The 23,489-nt window shown below is 36.2% G+C and carries 19 protein-coding genes; 14 read left to right on the top strand and 5 right to left on the bottom strand.

The annotated features are described in order from the left end of the window. Window positions 1-161: 161 nt before the first annotated feature. The gene (locus H033_RS0100985; RefSeq protein WP_026836654.1) at window positions 162-3,488 is read left to right on the top strand and encodes a S41 family peptidase; all 3,327 of its coding nucleotides are present in this window, start codon (window positions 162-164) and stop codon (window positions 3,486-3,488) included. Between the two features lie 235 nt (window positions 3,489-3,723). Here H033_RS0100985 and H033_RS0100980 read toward each other — a convergent pair whose 3' ends face one another. Then, entirely contained in the window at window positions 3,724-5,262 is a 1,539-nt protein-coding gene (locus tag H033_RS0100980) for an Rne/Rng family ribonuclease (RefSeq protein ID WP_026836653.1), read from the bottom strand. 294 nt (window positions 5,263-5,556) lie between these two features. Further along, window positions 5,557-5,868 carry an HU family DNA-binding protein gene (locus tag H033_RS0100975; protein ID WP_262489267.1) on the bottom strand — a complete coding sequence of 104 codons (312 nt, stop codon included), beginning with the start codon at window positions 5,866-5,868 and terminating at the stop codon, window positions 5,557-5,559. A 123-nt stretch (window positions 5,869-5,991) separates the two neighbouring features. Here H033_RS0100975 and mutY point away from each other — a divergent pair, with 123 nt between their 5' ends. The 7 genes from mutY (at window position 5,992) to H033_RS0100940 (ending at window position 15,080) form a co-directional block, all read left to right on the top strand. Continuing rightward, window positions 5,992-7,041: an A/G-specific adenine glycosylase gene (gene mutY / locus H033_RS0100970; RefSeq protein WP_026836651.1), complete on the top strand. Its 1,050-nt coding sequence runs from the start codon at window positions 5,992-5,994 to the stop codon at window positions 7,039-7,041. Window positions 7,042-7,155: 114 nt separating this feature from the next. Beyond that, window positions 7,156-7,614, top strand: coding sequence for a single-stranded DNA-binding protein (locus H033_RS0100965; RefSeq protein ID WP_026836650.1), 459 nt, complete (start codon window positions 7,156-7,158; stop codon window positions 7,612-7,614). A gap of 21 nt (window positions 7,615-7,635) precedes the next feature. Next, entirely contained in the window at window positions 7,636-8,973 is a 1,338-nt protein-coding gene (locus H033_RS0100960; protein ID WP_026836649.1) for a gliding motility-associated protein GldE, read from the top strand. A 50-nt stretch (window positions 8,974-9,023) separates the two neighbouring features. Further along, on the top strand, window positions 9,024-9,584 hold the full coding sequence (gldD, locus tag H033_RS0100955) for a gliding motility lipoprotein GldD (RefSeq protein ID WP_026836648.1): 561 nt from the start codon (window positions 9,024-9,026) through the stop codon (window positions 9,582-9,584). A 132-nt stretch (window positions 9,585-9,716) separates the two neighbouring features. Next, the gene (locus H033_RS0100950; RefSeq protein ID WP_026836647.1) at window positions 9,717-12,710 is read left to right on the top strand and encodes a SusC/RagA family TonB-linked outer membrane protein; all 2,994 of its coding nucleotides are present in this window, start codon (window positions 9,717-9,719) and stop codon (window positions 12,708-12,710) included. 10 nt (window positions 12,711-12,720) lie between these two features. Next, window positions 12,721-14,037 (top strand): RagB/SusD family nutrient uptake outer membrane protein, encoded by a 1,317-nt coding sequence (locus H033_RS0100945; RefSeq protein ID WP_026836646.1) that lies wholly within the window; start codon window positions 12,721-12,723, stop codon window positions 14,035-14,037. A gap of 134 nt (window positions 14,038-14,171) precedes the next feature. Beyond that, a complete protein-coding gene (locus H033_RS0100940; RefSeq protein ID WP_026836645.1) occupies window positions 14,172-15,080 on the top strand; it encodes a DMT family transporter in 909 nt (302 codons plus the stop codon). Between the two features lie 30 nt (window positions 15,081-15,110). Here H033_RS0100940 and H033_RS0100935 read toward each other — a convergent pair whose 3' ends face one another. After that, on the bottom strand, window positions 15,111-17,177 hold the full coding sequence (locus H033_RS0100935; protein WP_026836644.1) for a M16 family metallopeptidase: 2,067 nt from the start codon (window positions 17,175-17,177) through the stop codon (window positions 15,111-15,113). 19 nt (window positions 17,178-17,196) lie between these two features. Further along, window positions 17,197-18,522, bottom strand: a complete 1,326-nt coding sequence (locus H033_RS0100930; RefSeq protein ID WP_026836643.1) for a M16 family metallopeptidase — start codon at window positions 18,520-18,522, stop codon at window positions 17,197-17,199. 192 nt (window positions 18,523-18,714) lie between these two features. On the opposite strand from H033_RS0100930, the gene H033_RS0100925 reads away from it, so the two are divergent. The 4 genes from H033_RS0100925 (at window position 18,715) to H033_RS0100910 (ending at window position 20,589) form a co-directional block, all read left to right on the top strand. Further along, a complete protein-coding gene (locus H033_RS0100925; RefSeq protein ID WP_026836642.1) occupies window positions 18,715-19,179 on the top strand; it encodes a DUF4199 domain-containing protein in 465 nt (154 codons plus the stop codon). 104 nt (window positions 19,180-19,283) lie between these two features. Then, entirely contained in the window at window positions 19,284-19,994 is a 711-nt protein-coding gene (rplU, locus tag H033_RS0100920) for a 50S ribosomal protein L21 (protein WP_026836641.1), read from the top strand. 29 nt (window positions 19,995-20,023) lie between these two features. Next, window positions 20,024-20,284, top strand: coding sequence for a 50S ribosomal protein L27 (gene rpmA, locus H033_RS0100915; protein ID WP_026836640.1), 261 nt, complete (start codon window positions 20,024-20,026; stop codon window positions 20,282-20,284). Window positions 20,285-20,370: 86 nt separating this feature from the next. Further along, the gene (locus tag H033_RS0100910) at window positions 20,371-20,589 is read left to right on the top strand and encodes a DUF2007 domain-containing protein (protein WP_026836639.1); all 219 of its coding nucleotides are present in this window, start codon (window positions 20,371-20,373) and stop codon (window positions 20,587-20,589) included. Window positions 20,590-20,675: 86 nt separating this feature from the next. Here the strand turns inward: H033_RS0100910 and ahcY are convergent, their stop codons facing one another. After that, entirely contained in the window at window positions 20,676-21,992 is a 1,317-nt protein-coding gene (gene ahcY / locus H033_RS0100905) for an adenosylhomocysteinase (RefSeq protein ID WP_026836638.1), read from the bottom strand. Window positions 21,993-22,056: 64 nt separating this feature from the next. On the opposite strand from ahcY, the gene H033_RS0100900 reads away from it, so the two are divergent. Together H033_RS0100900 and H033_RS0100895 are read left to right on the top strand one after the other, a co-directional pair. Further along, window positions 22,057-22,704 carry a 4'-phosphopantetheinyl transferase family protein gene (locus tag H033_RS0100900; RefSeq protein ID WP_026836637.1) on the top strand — a complete coding sequence of 216 codons (648 nt, stop codon included), beginning with the start codon at window positions 22,057-22,059 and terminating at the stop codon, window positions 22,702-22,704. A gap of 3 nt (window positions 22,705-22,707) precedes the next feature. Beyond that, window positions 22,708-23,418, top strand: coding sequence for a geranylgeranylglyceryl/heptaprenylglyceryl phosphate synthase (locus tag H033_RS0100895; protein WP_034885983.1), 711 nt, complete (start codon window positions 22,708-22,710; stop codon window positions 23,416-23,418). Window positions 23,419-23,489: the final 71 nt, after the last annotated feature.

The raw sequence follows: 23,489 nt of genomic DNA, 5'->3' as shown, positions 1-23,489 counted from the left end.
TATACATAAAAAAACCGCCTATCATTTATTTGATAGGCGGTTTTCAAAATTTTATTCTAAAACTATACTTTAATAGAGATGGGTTAAATTTTGTAAATATTTCCACAAGATTTATTCCTTATATTACTACTTATTAATTTATTATTTAAGCTATTCTTTCTATGATATCAAAAATAGGCTCTTTATTGTTTTTTTGTTCTTTTTTGGGATTTTACCCTGTACAGACAAATGCCCAGGGCACCAGGTTGTTACGCCAGCCAACCATTAGCGATCAACATATTGCTTTTGTTCATGCCAATGATCTCTGGGTTGTTGACCGACGACTGGGAGATACCAAGCTTGGTAATGCACGTCGTCTCACTTCAAATGAAGGAGCTGAAACCAATCCGCACTTTTCTCCGGATGGAAAATGGATAGCTTTTACCGGGGAGTATGATGGAAATGTAGATGTTTATATTATTCCTGCTGAAGGTGGACAGCCAAAGAGGCTTACCTGGCATCCGGGAAACGATGAAGTTACCGGCTGGACACCAGATGGACAGTCGGTTTTGTTTTCTTCCGGAAGGGAAGGATATCCAACTGCAGCTTCTAAATTATATACTATCGCTACGAATGGGGGCATGCCAGTAGCTCTAAAAGTTCCAAGAGCGGCCAACGGAGAATTGTCCAAAGATGGTAATTTTCTTGCCTATACTCCTATCTCCTTTTGGGATCCTGAATGGCGTAACTATCGTGGCGGACAGGCGCAACCAATATGGATCCTGAATTTAAAAGATTATTCACTCAAACAGACTTTACAAACAGATAATGAGAGACATACCGATCCTGTTTGGCTTAACGGTAAAATATTCTTTTTATCAGAAAGGGATTTTGCTAACAATATCTGGTCTTATGACCCTGATACCGAAGATGTTGAACAGATAACTTTTCACAAGCAATTTGATGCTAAAAGCCTTGACGCAGGTGGCGGGATGATCGTTTATGAGCAGGGAGGATATCTTCATTTGCTAGACCCTTCCAACGGAAAGAGTAAACAGCTTGAAATAAATGTGAACGGTGATTTCAATTGGGCCAGGCCAAGATGGGAAGATGTGGAAACCACCAAACTTTCCAATTCGTCCTTAAGTCCAACGGGGCAGCGAGCCCTATTTGAATACCGAGGAGAGATCTTTACTGTTTCAAAAGAAGAAGGGAACTGGAGAAACATTACCAACTCATCCGGGGCGGCAGATCGATTTCCTGTATGGTCTCCTGATGGATCTAAAATAGCCTGGTTTTCTGATGCTTCGGGAGAATATCAGCTTATGATTGGGAACCAGGAAGGATTAGGAGATATCCGTAGTGTAAAGATACCGGACCCAACCTTTTTCTTTAAACCGGAATGGTCGCCAAATGGGAAGTATATCGCTTTTACAGATACAGATTACAACCTGTGGTATATGGATGTAGAGAGCGAAAAGATCACCAAAGCCGACGTAGAAGGTTATGCTCATCCAAATCGTTCTCTTAACCCGGTTTGGTCTCCAGATAGCCAATGGATAGCATATGTACGCATTATGGATAATATGTTCAAGGCGGTAAAAGTGCATAATGTTGAAACCGGTAAAAACCATCAATTAACCAATTCCATGGCCGATGCAATTTCGCCGGTATGGGATGCAAGTGGGAAGTATCTTTACTTTCTTGCTACTACAAATTACGGGCTCAATACCGGCTGGTTGGATATGACAAGTTATGAAAGACCTGTAACCAGAAGTTTGTATATGATGGTACTTTCAAAAGACACTCCATCTCCCCTTATGCCCAGACTTTTTGATGAGAAGGAGCAAAAGGAAGAGGAGGAAAACAAAGCTAAGGAAGAGAAAAAGAAATCTTTAGGTAAAAAGGAACCTGAAAAGAATGTGGCCCAGGTAAAAATCGATTTTGACGGATTGGAAAACCGAATTGAAGTACTGGGTGTTCCAGATAAAAGTTATACCAATTTATTATCAGGGCCGGAGGGCTATGTATTCTATATGGAAGATATCCCAAACGAGTCTGAATTCTCAATGAGTCGGTACAGCCTGGAAGAGCGAAAATCTATCCCATTTCTTCCTAAAGTAAATGAGGCTTCTGTTTCCCATGACCGTAAGAATATGCTCTATCGCAACGGCAGTAACTGGGGAATTGTCCCCACCGCTAATGGAGCTCCGAATGCTGAAGATAATAAACTGGTGGTTTCCAATCTGAGATTAAAAATTGATCCTATAGAAGAATGGAAGCAGATCTTTAGAGAAGGATGGCGGTATCAAAGAGATTTTTTATATGTAGACAATATTCACGGTGCCCCTTGGGATAAAATCCTGGAATGGTATACGCCATGGGTAGAGCACGTACGTCATAGATCAGATCTTAATTATCTGGTAGACATATTGGGAGGTGAAGTAGCTGTTGGGCATTCATATACTTCAGGCGGAGATTTTCCGGATATCAATGAAGTCGCTGTAGGATTGCTTGGGGCAGATTACGCTGTGAGATCAAACAGATATTATTTCAGCAGGATTTATAATGGTGAAAGCTGGAATCCGGAAGTGAAGGCCCCATTAAGTCTTTCAGGGCTGAACGTTAACGAAGGGGATTTTCTTTTGGAGGTAAATGGAGAAGAAGTTACAGCTTCCAAAAATCTTTATACTTATTTTGAAGGGACAGCAGGAAGGCAAACTTATATATTAGTGAATGATAAACCTTCGAAAGATGGAGCAAGATTGATCACGGTTGTTCCTGTTGAAAATGAATATCAACTAAGGAGTTTTGCCTGGATCGAGGGAAACAGAAGGAAAGTTGATGAAATGTCCAATGGGAAACTGGCATACGTGTATGTCCCTAATACAGGGCAACAAGGCTATCAATATTTTAACAGATATTACTTTGCCCAGCAGGATAAGCAGGGAGCTATAATAGATGAAAGAAACAACGGGGGAGGTTCTGCAGCAGATTATATTGTTGACGTACTCGCAAGGGAACTTCATGGATATTTTAATAGTAGGGTGGAGGGAAATAAGCCTTTTACAACCCCTATGGCTGGAATTTGGGGCCCAAAGGTGATGATCATTAACGAAAGAGCAGGATCTGGAGGAGATCTATTACCTTACTTATTTAGAGAGATGGAAATAGGACCCCTCGTAGGTACTCGTACCTGGGGCGGACTTGTTGGCACCTGGGACACCCCTGCTTTTGTAGATGGAGGAAGAATGGTAGCACCGCGCGGAGGATTCTTTGATGTTGAAGGGAACTGGGCTATAGAAGGAGAAGGGGTAGCCCCCGATATTGAGGTAAATATGACTCCGGCAGATGTTATTGCGGGAAGAGATCCACAGCTTGAGCGTTCTGTTCAGGAAGCATTAAGACTCCTGGAAGAAACACCTGTAGATTTGAAGCAAGAGCCTGCCCCGCCGGTAAGATGGAAACGTCCGGAAGGTTGGGAGCAGGAAGCAGAAAAAGGAAATTAAGCTAAAGCCGGAAAGAGATTTCTGGCTTTTTAATTGGCTGTATTGAGACAAAGTGATTAAAGTAAAGCTTAGATATTAAGATTACTAAAAAGAAGGAAGTTCTTATTAGTGAACTGGATATTGTAAAGTAACAAGGACCTTTTATCGCTTGTTATGAAGTTAATGAGACTTACTCACAAAACATACTAAAACAAAAAAAACCGCTACTCAAATAAATGAATAGCGGTTTAAAATTTTAGTCTAAAACTTCCCCGTTTTTGTCGTGAAAGTGATATTCCATGTACGTGTAAGCGTCTCTTGGTAAAATTTTTACCCAGCGCTTATGGTCAAAAAACCATTGGGAGCGGGGCGATGGAAAGCCTCTTGTTAAAAAGGCTGCAATAAATGGGTGCGCACTTAAGGTGATCTTTTTGTGATTCTTTTTGATCAGCCTTTCCAGGTCGGTTTTAATCTTATCAATAACTATAATAGGAGCCTCAATCTCTCCTATTCCGTTCGGATTCTCTTCACGGGTCTTGATATTAGTTTCCGGCCTAACGCGTTGTCTTGTAATTTGTATTAACCCAAATTTACTTGGGGGTAATATTTTGTGTTTAGCACGATCATCGCTCATTTCTTCGCGTAAATGATCAAATAGTGCTTTTCTGTTTTCGGCCTTATTCATGTCTATAAAGTCAACCACAATAATTCCACCCATATCACGTAATCGTAATTGTCGGGCTATTTCTGTGGCGCTTATAAGGTTCACTTCTAAGGCGGTCTCTTCCTGGTTTTTAGCTTTATTGGAACGGTTTCCACTATTCACGTCTATAACGTGCATAGCTTCTGTGTGCTCAATAATCAGGTAAGCTCCTTTGCTCATCGATACGGTGCGACCAAAGGAAGTTTTTATTTGTCTTTCGATACCGAATTTTTCAAAAATTGGAACATTGGACTGGTACAGCTTTACTATAGATTCTTTATTTGGGGCAATTTCTGCCACATAATCTTTTAGCTGTGTATAAAGCTCTTCTTCATCTACCGCAATAGAGGAGAAAGTGTCGTTAAAGACATCTCTCAAAATTGAGGACGCTCTATTTAACTCTCCCAATACCTTGGATGGATGAGGTGCTTTATATAGTTTTTTACACATTGCTGTCCAGCGACTCATTAAATTTTGGAGATCTCTGTCTAGCTCTGCTACTTTTTTGCCTTCTGCTACGGTTCTAACAATTACACCAAAGCCTTTAGGCTTAATGCTTTTTACCAATCTTTTTAGGCGGTCTTTTTCTTCTTTGCTTTCAATTTTTTGAGAAACTGAAACTCTATTGGAAAAAGGCACCAACACAATATAACGACCCGGGAGAGAAAGCTCTGAGCTTATTCTGGGGCCTTTTGTGGAGATTGGTTCTTTCATTACTTGAACCAGTAACGACTGATTTGATTTTAAGACTTCAGCTACACTGCCGTCTTTATCAATATCATTTTCAAAAGTTAAATTCTGTAAAGAATAATCTTTTAATTTACCTGTGCTTACACGTTTTACGAATTTCAACAAAGTGAGGACTTGAGGACCAAGATCATGATAGTGTAAAAAACCATCTTTTGTATAGCCAACATTTACAAATGCGGCATTTAATCCTGGAACAGCTTTCCTGATCTTGGCGATAAAAATATCACCTACAGCAAAGTTGCTATCGTCTTCTTCTTTGTTTAATTCGACTAGTTTTCCATCTTTAATTAAGGCAAAATCTATAGCAGAGGAACCTGATCTAATAATCAATTCTTTGTCCACTCTTTTAGATTTTTATCCCGGAAATCGGGATGGATTAAACAATAAATTTTCACAGGGTTTTTAAGCCTGAAGAAACCGGAATTTAAAGGGTATTCAAATTCGGCTTCAATTTCAAAGAACGTTTTTTACTAAAAAAAGTAGTGAGAACACTACTTTTTCTTATGGCGGTTAGCTCTACTTCTCTTTTTACGCTTGTGAGTAGCTACCTTATGTCTTTTTCTTTTTTTACCACTTGGCATAGTGTACTTTTTTTAAATTAATAATTATATACTTTCAAACTCCCTATTACAGGAATTATTCTTTTACTTCAACATTAGTCTTAACACCATCTACAAAAATACGAGCAGGTTTAAATGCAGGGATATTGTGTGCAGGGATTTTAATTGTAGTATTTTTAGAGATGTTTCTTCCGGTTTTTTCAGCTCTTGTTTTAATAACAAAACTTCCAAATCCTCTTAAGTAAACATTGTCTCCGCTTTCTAAAGAAGTCTTCACTTCTTCCATAAATGTTTCAACAGTAGCTTGTACATCACCTTTTTCCATTCCTAACTTTTCGGAAATCTTCGCTACGATATCTGCTTTCGTCATTTTCGTACTATTTAAAATTATAATTGGGGTTCTTAATTTTCAAGGGGGCAAATATAAGAATTAAATCTCCAATATTTCAATCCTAATTCATTAAATAGTAACCAAATAAAGAATTATTATTGCAGGCAAACAATGACATTCATGATTTTTCATAAAATATTGATTAATTGGTACTTAGGTAATAAAAGAGATTTGCCTTGGAGAAAAACCAGTGATCCCTATCGTATTTGGTTAAGTGAAATCATGCTTCAGCAAACTAGAATAGAGCAAGGTTTGCCCTATTATTTGAGTTTTACAACCGCTTTTCCAACTGTTTTTGATCTTGCAAATGCCTCACAAGACGAAGTTCTTAAACTGTGGCAGGGTTTGGGCTATTATTCTCGGGCCAGAAATTTACATGAAACTTCAAAGGTTGTGGCTTATGAATTAGATGGTAAATTTCCAGATAATTACAAGGATTTATTGAAATTAAAGGGAATTGGTGATTATACAGCAAGTGCAGTGGCTTCTATTTGTTATAATGAAGCTGCTCCTGTGGTGGATGGAAATGTATATAGGGTTTTGGCTCGATATTTTGATATTGAGACACCTATTAATAGTAGTGCAGGTCAAAAAGAGTTTAAGGCTTTGGCAACCGAGCTGATGGATAAGGAGGATCCCGCTACATATAATCAAGCGATCATGGAGTTTGGTGCTTTGCAATGTAGGCCCCAGAACCCTTTATGTGAAAGTTGTCCGCTTTCCAATAGCTGTTTGGCTTTAAAAAATAATAAGATAGCTAGGCTTCCTTTTAAGCTGAAAAAAGCCAAGGTAAAAAAACGGTATTTTAATTATTTGGTTTTCCTTTCAGAAGAAAATGAAACTATTTTAGAGCAAAGGATAGGGAAAGGAATCTGGGAAGGATTGTATCAATTTCCTTTATTGGAGTCCACATCTTTAATAAATGCCGAAGCCTTGTTGGCAGAACCTAATCTTTTCCCCAAGGGAGGAGAACATGATGCAAAAATAAGTTTGTATAATGACACACCTATTATACATAAATTGTCGCATCAGCATATATACACCAGATTTTGGATTGTAGAGATTGCTGAATTAAATACCAATGCAATTCCCTTATCTAAAATCCAAGAATACCCTGTTCCGGTTTTAATTGCCAATTTTATCAGCGAATTTGAACTAAGTGAATATTAAATTTAGCTTCTAATATTTTTGTTGGTGGTAATATTGAGGTTAATAAGAGGGGATACTGAATAAATTTCTTTATTTTTAAATTATATAATTAGCTAAATATTTAAATAAAATATAATGACGGGTACACTTAATAAGGTAATGCTAATAGGGCATACAGGAGACGATGTAAAAATGCATTATTTTGAAGGAGGCGGAGCAATTGGACGTTTCCCTTTAGCTACCAATGAAGTTTACACAAACAAATCTTCTGGGCAACGAGTAGAGAATACCGAATGGCACAATATAGTTGTGAGAAATAAGGCTGCGGAAATCTGTGAGAAATATCTTAAAAAAGGAGACAAGGTTTACGTAGAAGGCAGATTGAAAAGCAGAAAATGGACAGATGATAAAGGGATTGAAAGATACTCGGTTGAAATTCAATGTACAGATTTTACCTTTCTAACACCTAAAAGTGAAACTTCAGGAAATGCTGCTCAAAATACTGCTTCAGCAAAACCAGTTTCCAATACTAAAAATGATACTTTTGCCAATCAAAATACAGGCAATGAGGAAGAAGACGATTTGCCTTTCTAAGTCTAACTAAAACATAAGCATTTGGATCCAGATCCTCCCAGTTTAATTTTATCATTTATATCACTAGAGTTTTCACAGGTTTTAAGCCTTGTAATGCTAATTGTATTATTAATCTGCTCTGCGCTAATCTCTGGTGCAGAAGTTGCGTTTTTCTCTCTAACTCCTGCAGACTTCCTTAGTGATAGCGGAAAAAGAACAAATGCTCAAAAAATAGTTGTCAAGCTTTTAGAGAAGCCAAAAAAGTTATTAGCTACTATATTAGTTGCAAATAATACCATAAACATTGCAATTGTTCTTCTTTTTGATTCTTTTACAGATGAGTTTTTCGGGAATTTGAATGCTGTTGTCTTTGGTATCAATTTTAAATTTTTGATAGAAGTTGGTATCGTGACCTTTCTTATCCTTCTTTTTGGAGAGATCCTGCCAAAGGTTTACGCAAGCAGAAACAATGTGAAATTCAGTAATCTAATGGCTATTCCATTAAATGTATTGGATTTTTTAATATCTCCACTTAGCACTCCTATGAGGGCTGTCACCATTTATATTCACGATAAGTTAGGCAAACAAAAAGGGTTTTTAAGTGTAGATCATCTCTCCCAGGCACTAGAAATGACGAGGGATGAGGACACCACACATGAAGAACAAAAGATTTTAAGAGGGATTGTTTCCTTTGGGAATACGGACACCAAGCAGGTTATGCGCCCTAGAATGGATATTTTTGCATTAAAAGAAAATCAAACCTATAAAGAGATAATTCCGGAAATAGTTGAAAATGGGTTTTCCAGAATTCCGGTTTATAAGGAAAACATAGACCAAGTAAGCGGAATTCTATATGTTAAAGATCTATTACCATTTTTAGATAGAAAGGACTTTGAATGGACTTCTCTTTTACGAGAGCCGTATTTTATTCCTGAAAATAAAAAATTAGATGATCTCTTAAATGAATTCAAGGATAAGAAAATTCATTTGGCAATTGTTGTAGATGAATACGGTGGAACCAGTGGTTTGGTCTCTTTAGAGGATATAATTGAAGAAATTGTAGGTGATATAAGCGATGAATTTGATGATGAAGATTTGGTTTTCTCCAAGCTGGATGAGTCTAATTTTATATTTGAAGGAAAGACTCCTTTAAAGGATTTTTATAAGATTATAAAGCTAGAAGACTCCTCGAATTTTGAAGAAAACAAAGGAGAATCAGATACCCTTGCAGGCTTTTTACTCGAAACATCGGGAGGTTTCCCGAAGAAGAATGAAAAGATCTCTTTTCAGAATTATCTCTTTACAGTAGAAGTAATAGATGATAAAAGAATAAAGCAGATCAAATTAAGTATTATGTCAGAAACATCTTCAGAAGAATAGTCTAGAGCTTTAAGCTTTTATACCTTAAATTAGTTTTCACCATTTTCAAGATGAAAAAAATAAGTATCATATTATTAATTATCGCTGTTTCTATTTCTTGTAAAGACGAGGTGCTTCCTAAGCAGAAGGCTTTTTTAGACTTAGAATTTCCTACTGCAGAATATGTTGAAACCAACCTAAGTTGCCCATATAGCTTTGAGTATAATTCTATTGCGAAGATTGTAAAACCTAAAGGTTCTAGGCCGTGTTGGATCAATCTGAATTACCCAAAATTGAATGCCTCTATTTTTATTACATATCAGGAAGTGCACAACAATTTGGATTCTCTTTTAATGGATTCTCAAAAATTACCCCTGCAGCATACTATTAAGGCAGACTATATAGAAGGAGATGTTTATGTGAATCCAGAGCATAAAACTTACGGAATGTTTTACTCAATTGATGGAGATGCTGCATCTCAAGCACAATTTTATGTTACAGACAGTGTTAAGCACTTTTTAACAGGCTCCCTCTATTTCAATCAAAAACCTAATTTTGATTCTATAATGCCAGCGGCATCCTACATTAAATCTGACATTAAGAGGCTTATGGAATCTCTTAAATGGAGATAATTCTCACGAAATAGTGTGCGTTTTTTTAAATATTAACATTTCTTCCGTTATTATTAAACAATAATTAACTTTTAGTCGAGGCCTTTGGTTTTTTACTTAATTTGGTGATTGCTAATTGAAAAAACCAAAATTATGAGGCACATCCAACTAACTGGCATCAAAATGATGCTTTTACTGTTTATTTTTCCTGCATTGCTATTCGCCCAAGAAACTTTAACAGGTAAAACAATTAATGAGTCGACAGGGGAAGTTGTACCTTTTGTGAATGTAATTCAAAAAGGAACTTCAAATGGAACGACTAGTGATTTAGACGGTAATTTTTCATTATCTGTTGAATCTTTGCCTACAACCCTAGTTTTCTCGTATATAGGTTTTGAAACCCAAGAGCGAGAAGTTACTCAAAATTCACCAATAAACGTAAGTTTTGTACAAGCTGCCGCCGCCTTAGATGAGGTAGTGGTTACTGGTCTTGCAACATCTATTAAAAGATCTAACTCGGCTAACGCAGTTTCTTCTATTAGCGCCAAGGAATTGGTTGGAACAACTGCACCTCCCACCTTAGATGGAGCCCTTTACGGTAAATTTCCGGGAGCTATAGTTAGTGCTAATTCTGGAGCACCGGGAGGAGGACTTTCGGTTAAATTAAGAGGTGCTACTTCTTTGCAAGGAAATACCCAGCCTTTGTACATCGTGGATGGTGTTTATATAGATAACTCTTCAATCCCGGCAGGTTTAAATATTGTTTCTGCTGCTGCAGGACAGGGAAGTTCATCTAACCAGGATAACCCATCTAACAGGATCGCAGATATTAATCCTGAAGATATTGCCAATATTGAGATCTTAAAAGGAGCATCTACAGCTGCAATTTATGGTAGTAGGGCTGCTGCGGGGGTTGTTATTATTACAACCAAGCGTGGTTCTGCTGGAAAGACTAGGTACAATTTTTCTCAAAGTTTAGGATGGACAGAAGTTATTAACCTTTTAGGTGTAAGAGACTATAATGAGGAGAGGGTGAGAGAAAGTTTTGGAGAAGCAGCTGTTCAGGATTTTATTGAGGCACGTGACCAAAATAGGCTTATTGACTACGAAAAGGAACTTTTTGGAGATCAAGGTCTTATTAGTATCACAAATTTTAACGCCAGTGGGGGAAGCGAAGATACCAGGTTCTTTGCCAGTGTTACACAAAATAAAGAAGACGGAATTGTCGCCAATACCGGTTATGATAAGATTTCATTTAGATTGAACATAGATCACAGGGCAAACGATTTTATCAAGTTTGGCTTTAGTACCAATTACATAAATTCTACTTCAGACAGGGGATACTTTAACAATGACAATACTGGAACATCTATAGGAGTTGCTCTAACAGGTACAGTGCCGTGGTTACAATTATTTCCTGATGAAAATGGAAACTATCCAGATAACCCTTTAGGAGCATCAAACATTTTGCAAACCAGAGACCTTGTAGTAAACCAAGAAAAGGTAGATAGGTTGATTACCGGAGGATACGCAAATATAGATATATATAAAGCTGAAAAATCTGGCCTTGAGCTTATATTAAGAGGAGGAATAGATTATTACGGTTATAACACCTATGCTTTTTTTCCAAAAGAACTTCAGTTTCAAAATCCGGATAACGGAGGATTAAACGGAGTGTCTGTGCAAGGAACTGCTACCAACAAGAACTACAATGTATCAGCATTCTTAGTACATAATTATTTTACTGATAGTAATATCAATTTCAGAACTCAGGCAGGTTTGACAAGAGAATCTTTTGATCAAAACCGATATCTTTTGGCAGCTACAGATCTTGTTGCTTCTGAAACCAACGTAGATCAGGCTACCAACACTGGTGTTGAACAAACAAGGGTAAGGCAGGAAGATGCTGGTTTCTTTGTTCAGGAAGAGGTGAATTATCAGGATAAGATAATTGCAACAATTGGTTTGAGAGGCGATAAATCTTCAAATAACGGAGATGCTAATGAACTTTTTTACTATCCGAAAGCTTCAGTTGCAGTTAATTTGAACGAGTTCGATTTCTGGAATGACGAATCTTTTTTAGGTCAATTTAAACTAAGAGCTGCTTATGGGGAAGCAGGTAATTTCCCTCCACCTGCTGGTTTATTTACTTCTTATGACAGCTATACAAACGTAGGAATTGATGGTACTTTAAAAGGAATTAGTTTAAGAGGAGTTTTGGGAAATCCAGATCTTAAATTTGAAAGACAAAAAGAATTTGAAACAGGAATTGATTTTGGGATGTTCTCTAACAGGTTTACCGGCTCGATTACTTATTATAAGAAAACAGTTGATGATCTAATTCTTCTTTCTGTTAAAGAACCATCTTCAGGATTTGGAAATCAATTTGTGAATGGAGGTAGTCTTGAGAATAGAGGAATAGAAATTGGCATTAATGCCATCCTTGCTAGAAGTCGTAATTTCAACTGGGATTTGGGAATCAATTTCTTCAAAAATGAATCTGAGATCACCAAGCTTGACGTACCTGCTTTTAACATTGGTGCATTTGGTGCAACATTGGGAACTTTTAGAATTGAAGAAGGAAAAAGTGCTACTCAACTGGTAGGTATTGGACCTAATGCAGGTGCTAACGGCCTTCAGGTATTTGGAGATTCTGAGCCAGACTTTCAAATGGCTTTCAACAACTTCTTAAGATATAAGGATTTTGAACTTTCGTTTTTATGGCAGTGGAAAAAAGGTGGAGATAACGTAAACTTAACAGCGTTATTGACAGATCTTAGTGGAACCAGCCACGATTTTGATACTGTAGATCTGGATCCGGAAGGACAATTAGGTAACGGTCCCTACAGGGTTAGTCAACTTGGTTCTTCGGCCCGGGTTTTCATTGAAGATGCCGGATATGTAAGATTAAGAGAGCTTGGATTGTATTACAATATACCATCCTCCCTTTCAGACAGATTGCTTAACGGAACTTTTGAGAGAATAAGATTAGGATTCTCTGGGACAAATCTTGTGAACATATTTGATTACAACAGTTATGACCCTGAAGTATCAAATTTTGGAGGAAGTGCTATCTTCAACGCAGTTGAAGTAACTCCTTTCCCTTCATCCAAACGTTATTTATTTAAAGCAGAATTTAACTTCTAAAAAGATCAGTATGAAAATTATAAATAAACTATTTGTTTTAATGGCCATCGGAATTTTTACTGTCTCTTGTGAGGTAGAAGAGTTTTCCGATTTGAATGGTCCTGAAGTGGATGCTTTGGTAGAAGATCTAGGCCGTGGAGACCTTCAGGATCTTGTAGGGGGAGTATTTTATTCTATGAGAGAAGGTTTAGGGAATTACTATGATGATGTAGGAGTTATAGGCCGGGAATTTTACCGTTTCTCAAGTTCAGATCCCCGTCTTACCGCAGATCTTTTAGGAAGAGAAAACGCAGTTCTTGACAATAACACTTTTTATATCACTACCCCTTGGGCGGCCAGATATAGAACAGTAAAAAATGCAAACATAATTCTTAATGCTTTAGAAAATTCTACTGCAGACTTTTCACCAGAAGAATTAAGTGCTACAAGAGGTTTTCTTAAAACCATAAAGGCTTATGAACTTTTGCTGAATTTGAACCTGACCTACGAGAATGGTATTCGCGTTGATGTTGATGATCCCAATAATTTAGGCCCTTTTGTTTCTTACACTGAAGGTTTAACGGCAATTAGAAACTTGATGGAGGAGGCCGCAACAGATCTTGTTTCAGGAGGAAACTCCTTTCCTTTCAAAATGACAACAGGTTTTGCAGATTTTAATACGCCTGCTAAATTTCTCCAAGTGAACAAAGGCTTGTCTGCCAGAGTAGCGGCTTACCAAGGGGATTACCCTGCAGTCCTTAATTTTCTGGAAAGCTCATTTCTGGATCTCTCCGGTGATCTTGATACTGGAATTTATTATGTTTTTTCTGAAGATCAAACAGATTTAGCAAATCCGGTATTTTTTCCTGAAAATGCCTCAGCCGCAGGTGTGAGAATTGTTCAGCCTGGATTTATTGCTGACGCCGAAGCAGGCGATACTAGAATTGATGAGAAAACACGACTTAGGGATGAAACGATCACTTTTGATGGACTTTCGGGAGATTATGATTTCTTCGTATACACTTCCCGAACAGATGATATTCCAATAATTAGAAATGCTGAATTAATCTTGCTTTATGCTGAAGCAAATATTTCAATAAACCCTTCTGAATCGGTAGAAGCTTTAAATGTAATTAGAAATTCTGCATCGCTCCCAGATTATTCAGGTGCTTTGACTCAGGCCGCTCTAACTACAGAGATGCTTAAGCAGAGAAGATATGAGCTTTATGGTGAAGGTCACAGATGGATAGATGCAAGAAGGTTCGATATCCTAAACACATTACCTATCGACAGGCCCGGGGATGATGTGTTCACTCAATTCCCTATTCCACTTACCGAGAATCAGTAAAACTTAATTAATATTCTTTAAAAGGCCTGAAATGTGGATTTCTCACGTTTCAGGCCTTTTCTTATTTTCCCTTCTCACCTAGATGGTTTTTATAGTACTTTCGCGAGCTATAATTATAATTTATTCCTTAACAAATGCCGTCTAAAAACCTTAAATGGATCTATCTGATCTTATTATCCCTGGTATGGGGAAGCTCCTTTATTCTTATTAAAAAAGGGCTTATTGGTCTTAGTGCTTTGCAGCTAGGATCGTTCAGGATAATTTTTGCGTCTTTGTTTTTAATCCTGATTGGGTTTAAAAGCATTAGTAAGCTTACTATGGCGCAATGGAAATGGATCTCTGTTTCTGCTTTTATAGGTTCTTTCTTTCCAGTATATCTTTTTGCTTATGCAGAAACCGAAATCGATAGCGCAGTTGCATCTATTTTAAATGCAACTACACCATTGATGACCTTAATTTTTGGAGTGTTATTCTTTAAAATGGCATTTACTCAAAATAAAGTATTGGGAGTAACTATTGGTTTAATAGGAACTCTAGGTTTGATATTTAGCGGTGCGCAAGTAAATCCAGATCAGAATTATCTCTACTCAGGTTTAGTTATAATAGCAGCCGCCTGCTATGCTTTTAATGTGAATATTATTAAGAGATATATGCACGATATTTCTGCATTGGGAATTACTGCTGGGAATTTTTTAGTGTTGCTTTTTCCATCTTTTGTTGTGTTGGTTCTAACAGGATTTTCTTTTGAAAACATCCTGAATGACGAAATTGTATTTAACTCCATTATTTACGTGCTTATTTTAGGAGTTATAGGAACTGGAATTGCAATGGTAATTTTTAATAAACTTATACAGATCTCCGATCCTGTCTTTTCGACTTCTGTTACCTATACCATTCCGCTAGTGGCTCTAGGCTGGGGTTTTCTGGATGGAGAAGTGTTTAGTGTATTTCAAGTAATTTCTATGCTAATCATTTTATTGGGTGTTTTTCTGGTAAATAGATCGAAGAATCTATATGCTAAAAACAAAAAAGCCGACCAATAATGGCCGGCTCTTTCAACATTAATAAAAAGATTATTCCATAAAATCCTCATCAGATACTCCTTCATTCACTTTAATGGCAGACACCTTAAATTCGAATGTTTGAGGTCCCATTGACTGAGATACTGTAAATGGAAATTTAATTCCGTTCACTTCCTGGTAATCACTGAAAGTAACAGGAACTTCCATAGTTTGATCTCCTTGAGACACTTTACTTACTGACTTCACTTTCAATCCGCTTTCTACATCATAGTATGCAGTTTTGTCTGCTGATAATGCTACAGCATAAGCATCTTTACCATCTACCAGCTCAATACCCATTACTTTTGCATCTTTGATGGTTAATTCTGGAAATGGATTAGCGTCTGCTTTTGCTGCCACTAACTGCTTATCTGTGAAAGCCATTTTTTGACCTTGTGCAACTGTAAATCCAGTTTCGCCGTTGTATACTTGCTTACTTAGAACATTCCCGCCCATAGCAATTTTTTGAGAAGACTTTCCATTGGCAGTCTTTACCTCAAGATCTAATTTTTGACCTTGAATTTCTGCTTGAGCTACCATCATAACACTCTCTGCTTTAGATACCGCTTCTTTTCCGCCAATCGCTTTGATATAATTGTTGAAAATAGTTTCAGCATTAACTGAAGCGTCTACAGTTTTATTGAATTCTGGCTTATCTACTTTATTTCCTTCTTTATCAAAATAAACTACTGGAATTTTCTTTCCGTTATACTTTATTTTTTCTAAATTTTCTACAACATCACTTCCTTTACCAACAACTACAATTCTGGAATTATCTGCAAGGAAATATTTCTTAGCAACTCGTTGTACATCTTCTGCAGTTACTGCATTAATGTTTTTTAAATAATCTTCATAAAAGTTGTCATCAAGATCTTCAGTTTCTACATCTAAAGCCAATCTTGCAATAGTAGCAGGCTGTTCCAAAGATAATACGAAATCTCCTGTATACTTAGCTTTTGCATTAGCTAGCTCTTTGTCTGAAACCTTTTCGTTTCTGATTTTGTAAATTTCATCTAAAAAAGCAACAACAGAACTATCTGTTACTGCATTCCTAACACTAGCACTTGCAACAAATGTAGCAGCACCATATTTATCGTTACCAGTTCTTGAATATGCTCCGTATGTATAACCTTTGTCTTCTCTCAAATTTAGAAACAAACGAGCCTCTCCACCGCCACCAAGAATTTTATTAGCAACTAAAACAGGAAAATAATCTTTATCTTTTTGTTTTAGATTTATGGTGTTTACTAAAGAAATTTCACTCTGTACAGCGTTAGCCATATCAACGAACTGAATTTCAGTTTGATCTAGATTGGTAACTGCTGGCATTTTATATTCTGGCAATTCGCTCTTTTTCCAATTAGAAAAATTTTCTTTTACCATTTTTTTTACATTATCATAATCTACATCTCCAACAATAACTAAATATGCATTTTGAGGAACGAAATAAGTTTTGTAAAAAGACTGTGCATCTGTTAAAGTTAATTTCTCTACAGTTGTTTCTGTAGCAAATTCTCCATAAGGATGATTTTTCCCATATGCTAAAGCAGATCTTACTCTACCCGCATTATAAGCTACATTTTTCTCTTGAGATTTTAAACCTTCAATTTCACGATCTTTTACCTTGGTAAATTCCGCTTCAGTAAATTTTGGATTTAGTGCTCCATCTGCCATTAGTTTTAAAACTTCTGGAAAGTATTTTGATAGCGTATTGGCACTAGCTCCACTAGAATAAAAATTAAGGCGAGCTCCCAAATAATCTACACGTTCGTTGAAATCGTCTTTAGACATATTTTGAGTACCAGTTCCAAGTAGTTGTCCTGTTAAACTAGAAACTCCAGCTTTTTCATCTTCAAATATTGGTGGATTGTCTAAACTTAAAGACATAGATACTCTTGGAAGTTTGTGATTTTCAACCACCATTACTTTCAGACCATTGTCTAAAGTAAAGCTATCAGGTTCTTCTATGTTTATTTTTGGGGCAGGCCCTGCTTTTGGTTGCTTACTTCTATCTATCTGTGCAGTCACACTAAAAGAAAGAAACAATAAGGCTGCAAAAGCTATTATATTATTTTTCATATTAATCGTTTTATTAATTTTATTGTTTTGCTTCTTCGGCTTTAGGTAAATATTCTAAAACCACTCTTTGGTTGGGATTTAAATATTCGTTGGCAACTCTTTTAATATCCTCTCTAGTAATAGATCTATAAATATTAATTTCTTCGTTTATTAAATCCGTGTTACCATATAATAAATAACTAGAAGCTAAAGAGTTTGCTATTCCAGCTACACTAGAATTAGAGTTTACATAATTGTTCTCAGCTTTATTCTGAAGTTTTTGAAAATCTTTTTCTGAAATTAAATCAATTCTAATTTTCGCAATTTCTTCTTCCATTTCAGTGTTTAAGGTTTCAAGAGTAGTTTCTCCTTGTGGAATTGCAAATACTAAATACATTCCATAGTCTTCTTGTTCTAAATTGAAAGCTTGAACTGCAAGTGCTTGTTTCTGCTCATCAACTAATTTTTTGTAAAGTTTAGAACTATTACCATCACTTAAATAATTAGAAATCATATTTAAAACATACGAATCTTTTTCAGTAAAAGCAGGTGTTCTATAACCTAGCACTGTTGCCGGTAACTGAATGTTGGCATCATAAGCTGTAGCATTAATTTGCTGGGTAATAGGATCTTCTTTTGGAAAATCTCTAGTCACAGCTTCTCCTTTAGGAATTGGCCCAAAATAATCTTCGATCATTTTTTTTGTTTTGGAAATATCTATATCTCCAGCAACTACTAAAACAGCATTATTTGGAACATAATACTTATCAAAATATTGCTTAAACTCTTCCAAAGTTGAAGCATCTAGGTCTTCCATATAGCCAATATTTGGATCTTTATAAGGATGGTTCACAAATAAATTTGACGAAACTGCCTGTAATAAGTTTCCATAAGGTGAATTATCTACACGTAATCTTCTTTCTTCTTTTACAACTTCATTTTGCGTATCAACTCCTTTTTGTTTGATAATAGGGTGCATCATTCTTTCAGATTCCATCCAAAGTCCTAACTCCAGGTTGTTTGATGGAAAAACTTCGTAATAATAAGTTCTATCATTAGAGGTGTTTGCATTGTTGCTTCCTCCATTACTACTTACAATTTCAAACCATTTTCCATTTGGAATATTTTCGGTTCCTTCAAATAATAGGTGTTCAAAGAAATGGGCAAATCCTGTTTTGCCATTTTGTTGGTCTTTTCCACCCACATGGTACATTACTGAAGTTGTAACCACAGGTGCGGTCTTATCTTGATGCAGGACAACGTGTAGGCCGTTATCTAGATCGTATTCTGTAAACTCAACTTCTTGTGCAAATCCGGTTGCTCCCAGAAGCAGCGCACAGGCTGATAATTTAATTTTGTTGATCATTTTTTTAATGGTTTTTATTAATGTGCAATATAAGTATCATAAATCGCTCATTTGTTACAGAAGAATCCATAAAACATAGCAGGTTAGGTCAAGATTAATAGAAATGCATAAATAATTGTTAAAATTAACAAGGTTTTAGGGAGAATACTCCTTGTTTTTTTGGAACTTTACCTTTAAAAAAAAGAATTGAAGATGAACAAATTTAAAATCCCTATTAAATACGGAATAGCAATTTCTGCTTCACTAATTGCTTATTTTTTAGTGCTTTCTCTATTTGGAGCGCATAATAATCCTGTTTTTAGCTTGTTTAATGGGGTGATTATGGCTTTCGGAATGTATGAGGCCATTAAGAATTATAGGCTAGAGAAAGGGTCTAAATTTAAATATGAAAAAGGTTTTATGACTGGGCTTCTTACCGGTTTTAACGCAACCATAATTTTCACTATTTTATTCGGAATTTATTCTACAGAATTGAATCCTAATTTTTTTAACGAGCTACTTACCATGTGGCGAAGCGATTACAACACAAGTGTCGGGATCATTTTATTTGTTGTTGCAATAATGGGTTTTGCCACTAGCTTTGTACTTACCTTGTCATTTATGCAGCTTTTTAAAGATTCTTGGAACACTAAAGATGCAAAAAAGCACACTTTATGAAATTAACCAAAGACTTTGTGAATTAATTATTTAGAAGTATATTTGCACCCGCTTGTGAAATTTCACAGGTGGTTTATTTAAAATAATTAATTAATAAATACGCTATGTACGCAATTGTAGAGATAGCAGGGCAGCAATTTAAAGTTGCAAAAGACCAAAAAGTATTTGTAAACCGTTTATCGGGAGAAGAAGGAGACAAAGTTTCTTTTGACAAAGTTCTTCTTTCAGGCGATGGTGACAATATTACTTTAGGCGCCCCAGCTATAGACGGAGCTTTGGTAGATGCTAAAATCACCAGACACGTTAAAGGAGACAAAGTTATTGTCTTTAAAAAGAAAAGAAGAAAAGGATACCGTGTAAAAAATGGTCACCGTCAATCCTTGACTGAAATTTCTATTGTTGGAATTACACTTCCAGGTGGTAAGAAATCTTCTTCTGCTAAAGCTGAACCAAAGAAAGAAGCTCCAAAAGCTGATACTAAGGCAAAAGCAAAAAAGGAAGTTGAAGTAAGTGAAAATTTAGTAACCCGTGCTGAACACCGCGTAGAAGGAAACATTGAAATCAATGTAGATAAACTTCTTCACAGTATTGGTACTGCTGCTAAATCTGATGCTGATGACTTGAAAGAGATCAACGGAATTGGACCTGCTTACGAAACTAAATTAAACGAAATAGGTGTTTATACTTATGAGCAAATTAGCAAGTTAAAAGCTGCCGATAGAGAAGAACTTTCTGCTATCGATGGTATTACTCGTGAGAAGATCGAATCTGATGAATGGGTAAAGCAAGCTAAAGAATTGCTTAAGAATAAATAATAAAATACTAACTAGAAAAACTATAAGCCATGGCTCACAAAAAAGGTGTTGGTAGTTCCAAGAATGGTAGAGAATCCGAATCAAAACGTTTAGGCGTTAAGATTTTTGGAGGTCAAGCCGCAACTGCTGGAAATATCATCGTTAGACAAAGAGGCTATACACACAATCCAGGTGATAATGTGTATGGAGGAAAAGACCATACTTTACACGCTAGAGTAGACGGTCTCGTAAAATTCACAAAAAAGAGAGATAACAAATCTTACGTTTCTATTGAACCGTTTGAAGCATAATTGATCTTTTATAGTTATTAAAAAGCCCTTTCTGGAAACAGAAAGGGCTTTTTTTGTACTTTTATTTGAAGCTAAATGTATAAGTCATGAATTTTATAACAATCCTGAATACACCAAATAATTTCCAGATAGCCATTGTCAAAAATTTATTCGACCAAGAGAAAATTCAATACAGAATCCCTGATGAATTTGTGAACAGTGCGGCTGGCATTGGAGGTCTTGGAATTACCGGGATGAGGGTACAAGTAATAGAAGAAGATTTAATAAGGGCTAAAAAAATATTAGAAGGAGTAAGTATCCTTTAGCATCAGACTTGCCTTCAAAAGGCGTAAAATAAAAAGACCCCTTACTAGAAATAGAAAGGGGTCTTTTTATTAATATGCCAATGGCATTAGTATCTGTAATACTCAGGTTTAAATGGTCCTTCTACAGTTACTCCAATATATTCTGCCTGATCAGTAGAAAGCTCTGTTAGCTCTACTCCAATTTTTTCCAAATGCAGTTTAGCTACCTTTTCATCTAAGTGCTTAGGAAGCATATAAACTTCATTTTCGTAGCTGTCAGCATTTTTCCAAAGCTCTATTTGTGCTAAAGTCTGGTTGGTAAATGAATTACTCATTACAAAACTTGGGTGTCCAGTTGCACAACCAAGATTTACTAATCTACCTTCAGCTAGTAAAATAATATCTTTTCCGTTTATGGTATATTTATCTACCTGAGGCTTAATAGTATCTTTAGTGTCACCAAAGTTCTCGTTTAACCAGGAAACAGCGATTTCATTATCAAAGTGACCAATATTACAAACGATAGTTTTGTCTTTCATCATTTTAAAATGCTCACCCCTAACGATATCTTTATTTCCTGTAGTGGTAATAACTATATCTGCTGTTGGAAGTACGGTTTCCAGTTTTTTAACTTCAAACCCATCCATTGCAGCTTGTAAAGCACAAATAGGATCGATCTCTGTAACTGTTACAATAGAACCAGCTCCTTTAAAGGAAGCTGCTGTCCCTTTTCCAACATCACCATATCCACAAACTATTACTCTTTTCCCAGCTAGCATAATATCTGTAGCTCTACGTATAGCATCTACAGCACTTTCTCTACATCCGTATTTATTATCGAATTTAGATTTTGTAACAGAATCGTTAATGTTAATCGCAGGCATTGGAAGTGTTCCGTTCTTTACTCGCTCATACAATCTGTGCACACCAGTCGTGGTTTCTTCAGAAAGACCTTTAACTCCTTCAGCTAATTCAGGATATTTATCTAAAACCATATTGGTAAGATCTCCCCCATCATCTAGGATCATGTTAAGTGGTTTACGATCTTCTCCAAAGAATAAAGTTTGCTCTATACACCAGTTAAATTCTTCTTCATTCATCCCTTTCCAAGCATATACAGGAACACCCGTAGCTGCAATAGCTGCTGCGGCCTGATCTTGAGTAGAAAATATATTACAAGAACTCCAAGTAACTTCAGCTCCTAAAGCCTTAAGGGTTTCTATTAAAACCGCCGTTTGGATAGTCATGTGTAAACATCCGGCGATGCGTGCCCCTTTTAAAGGTTGCTCTGTTCCAAATTCTTCGCGAAGAGACATTAAACCAGGCATTTCTGCTTCAGCTAATTCTATTTCTTTTCTTCCCCAATCTGCAAGGGAAATATCTTTAACTTTATAGGCCGTATAAGGCACTGTTTTAGTAGACATATTATTATATTTGATTTTTAGCAATTTTTCAGTCGCAAAAGTACGTAATATCTAACAAAATTTCATGCCACTTTACAAAACAATAACAGTTGATGAAGGCACTAAAGTGCTCATTTGGAAGATCGAAGAAACGCTGGATTGGCTTGTTGATGATATTCAATTAACCAATCACTGCCAAGAACGGGTGAACGGAATGAAATCTGAAATCCATAAACGTGGGTTCATGAGTATTAGGCATTTATTTGCCGAAATGGGTTATACAGATCATGATCTTTTTTATGACGAAAAGGGAAAACCTCATCTTAAAGATGGTAAATGTATCTCCATTACACATTCCTTCAACTTCACAGCGATCATTATTTCTGAAGATGAGGTGGGAATAGATATAGAAAAGCAAAGGGATAAGATCTTAAAGATTGCAGAAAAGTTTACTCCCCTAAAAGAATATCATACTTTGGCTAATGAAGAAGCGATTATAAGAAAATTGACGATAGTTTGGGGCGCTAAAGAATCTATCTACAAATTGTATTCACAATCTGGTCTTGGGTTTTTACAACACATCAATATTGCTGATTTTGATTTCGACGATAAAAGAACTACCGGTAAGGTTTATTTTAAAGGAAAGAATTCCGATTATAACTTGGAGTTTTTGGAATTCGAAGGCTTCACCTGTGTCTATGCAAAGCTTTCTAAAGTTGAAGTTAAAAAATAGGCTATGCTCACAGCAACCATTTATGAAAATCTATCTCTATTAAAGGATCTCGATCAAAAGCAACTTATAGTTCTTATAGATCCCGACAAATTTGACGAATTTAAAGCAGAAGAATTTTTTAATAATCTTCCCGAAGATATCACACATATATTTGTTGGAGGAAGTACTGTTGAAGCTTATAAAACAGACAGAACAGTCTCTGCTATAAAGCTTTTCTCAGAGATGCCAGTCATTATTTTCCCGGGTGATCATACTCAAATTACAGAAAAAGCCGATGGAATTCTTTTTTTAAGCTTGTTATCTGGCAGGAATCCGGAGTATTTGATAGAACAACAAGTTAAATCTATAAACAAACTAAAGAAATCTAATCTAGAGATTATTCCAACGGGCTATATCCTAATAGATGGAGGGAAGGAGTGTGCGGTGCAAAGGATAAGCAAGACTAAGCCGATGCCACAAAATAATATAGAAGCTATTGTAAATACGGCTTTGGCAGGACAATTCTCGGGCAAGCAATTAATTTATTTGGAAGCAGGAAGTGGAGCAATCAATCATGTTTCTCTGGAAATTATCAAGGAAGTTAAAAAGGCGCTTTCCATTCCATTAATTGTTGGCGGTGGTATTAAAAACAGTCGTCAATTAGAAAACATTTATAAAGCAGGAGCAGATATAGTGGTGATAGGAACTGCTTTTGAAAAAGGGAATTTTCATTAATATATAATTTTGAGGCTTTAAATGGGATTGTAGAAATCCCGTTCACTTCACTCCTCACTCTCCACTCCTCA

The organism is Gillisia sp. JM1 (assembly GCF_000424645.1).
Classification (GTDB): domain Bacteria; phylum Bacteroidota; class Bacteroidia; order Flavobacteriales; family Flavobacteriaceae; genus Gillisia.
The sequence above is the reverse complement of the archived record's forward strand: the minus strand, read 5'-3'. Positions and strand labels throughout refer to the sequence as shown.